This window comes from Aquipuribacter hungaricus (assembly GCF_037860755.1).
GTDB classification, from domain to species: Bacteria; Actinomycetota; Actinomycetes; order Actinomycetales; family JBBAYJ01; genus Aquipuribacter; species Aquipuribacter hungaricus.
On sequence record NZ_JBBEOI010000331.1, the window covers coordinates 1 to 3,014 of the forward strand.

The following is a 3,014-nucleotide window of genomic DNA, read 5'->3' on the forward strand; positions in this document are numbered from 1 at the left end:
TTGGCCTCCGACTTGTGCCGCCGGGGCGGCGGGTGCCGCGGGGGCAGGTGCCGCCGGGGCGGCGGGTGCCGTCGGGCCGGCCGTGACGGTGGCCGGGGTGCTGGCCTGCGGGGTCACGGGGACACCGGCGGCCGTGGGGCTCGTGACGACCTCGGGCGCCGAGGGCACCGACGGGGCCGTGGGGCGGGCCGGGGCGGACGGGGCCGCAGCGGGGGCGGCGCCGGACGACTCGAAGTTCTCGCGGACCTTGCGGACCACGGGTGCCTCGATGGTCGAGGACGCCGCACGGACGTACTCGCCGTTGTCCTGCAACCAGGACAGCAGGTTCTTGCTGGTGAGTCCGAGCTCCTTGGCGAGCTCGTGCACGCGGACCTTTGCCACTTTTCTCCTGTCTGTGGTCCGCAGCCAGGAGGGCACGGACCGGGTTCAGCGGGTGCTGTTCATCGCAGCGCGCTCATGGGGTGCTCATACCTCGTCGACCCACTTCCGGTTGGGTTGGACACGTGCGGTGGCGCGCTCCTCGTGCGGTGGCTCCCCGGCCTCGTCCAGCAGCAGGTGCACCGCTGAGAGGTCGACGGCCCCGGGGAGCCTGAGGGCCCGGCCGGCCGCCTTGCGGCGTACGGCGAGCTCGAGGCACCCGCGGTCCCGGTGGAGCCAGGCGCCGCGCCCCGGTCGGACGGCGGCGGGGTCGGGCACGGCCGTGGGCCGTCCGTCGACCTCGCTCCCGACGATCCGGAGGAGGACCGACCTCGGTGCGGTGGACCGGCAGCCGATGCACGTGCGGACAGGTCCGTCGGACGGGTTCTCCGGCGGCTGCGCGCGCGTGGACGGTTCCGTCCCACCTTGCGAGGCCTCGACGAGTGTAGCCCTGTCCGAGCCCGGACCGGACCTCCGGCGGGTCACGACCGGCCGGGGTCGTCCGCCGCCTCGTCGGAGCGGATGTCGATCCGGCACCCGGTGAGCCGGGCGGCGAGGCGGGCGTTCTGGCCCTCCTTGCCGATGGCCAGCGAGAGCTGGTAGTCCGGCACGTGCACCCGCACCTGCATGGTGACCGGGTCGACGACCTCGCTGGACAGCACCTTGGCCGGGGACAGCGCCGCGGCCACGTAGCGCGCCGGCTCGTCCTCGTAGTCGACGATGTCGATCTTCTCGCCGCGCAGCTCGGACATGACGCCGCGGACCCGCTGGCCCATCGGCCCGATGAACGCGCCCTTGGCGTTGAACCCGGCCCGGGGCGAGCGGACGGCGACCTTGGAGCGGTGCCCGGCCTCGCGGGCCACGCCCATGATCTCCACGGTGCCGTCGGACAGCTCGGGCACCTCGAGGGCGAACAGGCGCCGCACGAGGTTGGGGTGGCTGCGCGACAGCGTGATCTGCGGGCCCTTCATGCCCTTGGCGACGGACACGACGTAGCAGCGGACCCGGTCGCCGTGCTTGAGGTCCTCGCCGGGGACCTGCTCCGCCGGCGGCATGATGCCCTCGACGTCGCCGAGCTGGACCCGGACGTAGCGGGGGTCGCGGCCCTGCTGGACCTGGCCGGAGACGATGTCGCCCTCGCGGCCCTTGAAGTCGCCGAGCACGCGCTCGTCCTCGGCGTCGCGGATGCGCTGGAGGATGACGGAGCGGGCGGTCGACGCGGCGACCCGGCCGAAGCCGGTCGGGGTGTCGTCCCACTCCCGCAGGACCTTCCCGGTCTCCTCGTCGCGCTCCTGCGCCATGACCGCGACCCGGCCGCTGCTGCGGTCGAGCTCGATGCGGGCGTGCTCCTGGGAACCCTCCGTGCCCTGGTAGGCCAGCAGCAGCGCCTGCTCGATGGTGCTCAGCAGCACCGCCAGCGGGATCTCGCGCTCGGCCTCGATGAGGCGCAGGGCGGACAGGTCGACGTCCATCAGGCCTCCTCGGTCTTCTCGTGCTCGTCGGTCTCGTCGTGCAGGTCGTCGTCGTGCACGTCGTCCTCGAGCTCGTCGTCCTCGAGCTCGTCGTCCTCGAGGTCGTCGTCCGCCAGGTCGTCGGCGTCGTCGTCCCCGGCGTCGTGGGCGGCCAGGTCGCGGAACTCCACCTCGATGACGCCGCGGACCACCTCGTCCCACCGCAGGTCGACCCGCTCCTCGCTGGTCGCCGGCTGCTTCCAGGCCGGCTTGCCGCGGGTCACGGTGACCAGCAGCACGAGGCCCTCGTCCGTCACCTCGACGAGCCGACCCGTCAGCGGGTCCTGCCCGTCCCGCTCGGCGCGGACGAGCCGGGTGCGGGCGCGCAGCCAGTGGCGCCGCTCGGTGAGCGGCCGGTCGACGCCGGGGGTGGTGACCTCCAGCGCGTACGGGTCCTGGCCGAGCACGTCGGAGGCGTCGAGCGCGTCGCCGACCTCGCGGGAGGCCTCGGCCACCCGGTCCAGGTCGGCGGAGCCGGTCTCGCTCTCGGGCAGGTCGACGACCACCCGGACGAGCCGACGGCGGCCGACGGTGCTGACCGCCACGTCCTCCAGGACCAGGCCGGCGCGCTGCACCACGGGGTCGAGCAGCGTGGTGAGCTGCTCGTTGTCGGTGGGCACGGTCGGGGCTCCTCGGTCAGGGCGGGCGGGCAGACCTCACAGTATCCAGCCATCCGGGCGTGCGCCGGTACCGGAGCGGGCCGCCGGTCCCGCCGGGGTCTGGGACGATCGGGCCGTGCCGGGGACTGGTGGTGGGGACGCACCGGCACCCGGTCGGCGCTCGTTCCTGCGCCTCGCGGGCGCCCTCGGCCTCGGCGGCGCGAGCATGCTGGCCACCGGCTGCTCCGCCTCCGACCGGGAGGCCCTGCTCGACGTGGACCCCCGGGACGTCCGGCTCGACGAGGGCGTCCTGCCGCGCGCTGCGCCGCCCGGCCCGAGCGCGCGCGAGCGACGACGACGGTCGGTGCGCTCCGGCAGCCTGGCCGCGCTCGCCGTCCTGGGCGGGCCCGCACCGGACCCGGCCGCCGGCCCCGGTGGGTCGGTGGCCCTCCCCGGCCTGCTGCCCGGACCCAAGTCGGATCGTAGC

Annotated in this window: 5 protein-coding genes; 1 reads left to right on the plus strand and 4 read right to left on the minus strand. The window is 75.0% G+C overall.

Features of this window, described 5'->3' with window-relative positions:
- The 4 genes from WCS02_RS19090 to rimP all read right to left on the minus strand — a co-directional run.
- Positions 1 to 381 (minus strand): translation initiation factor IF-2 N-terminal domain-containing protein (locus WCS02_RS19090; protein WP_340295868.1); only part of this gene is annotated, 381 nt, incomplete at its 3' end.
- A gap of 84 nt (positions 382 to 465) precedes the next feature.
- On the minus strand, positions 466 to 954 hold the full coding sequence (locus WCS02_RS19095) for a YlxR family protein (RefSeq protein ID WP_340295869.1): 489 nt from the start codon (positions 952 to 954) through the stop codon (positions 466 to 468).
- Positions 900 to 1,889: a transcription termination factor NusA gene (gene nusA, locus WCS02_RS19100; RefSeq protein ID WP_340295870.1), complete on the minus strand. Its 990-nt coding sequence runs from the start codon at positions 1,887 to 1,889 to the stop codon at positions 900 to 902. The genes WCS02_RS19095 and nusA overlap by 55 nt, the downstream gene beginning before the upstream one ends.
- Complete coding sequence (rimP, locus tag WCS02_RS19105; protein WP_340295871.1) at positions 1,889 to 2,548, minus strand: ribosome maturation factor RimP; 660 nt, start codon at positions 2,546 to 2,548, stop codon at positions 1,889 to 1,891. The genes nusA and rimP overlap by 1 nt, the downstream gene beginning before the upstream one ends.
- A 115-nt stretch (positions 2,549 to 2,663) precedes the next feature.
- On the opposite strand from rimP, the gene WCS02_RS19110 reads away from it, so the two are divergent.
- On the plus strand, positions 2,664 to 3,014 hold a 351-nt coding region (locus WCS02_RS19110; protein WP_340295872.1), incomplete at its 3' end, for a hypothetical protein.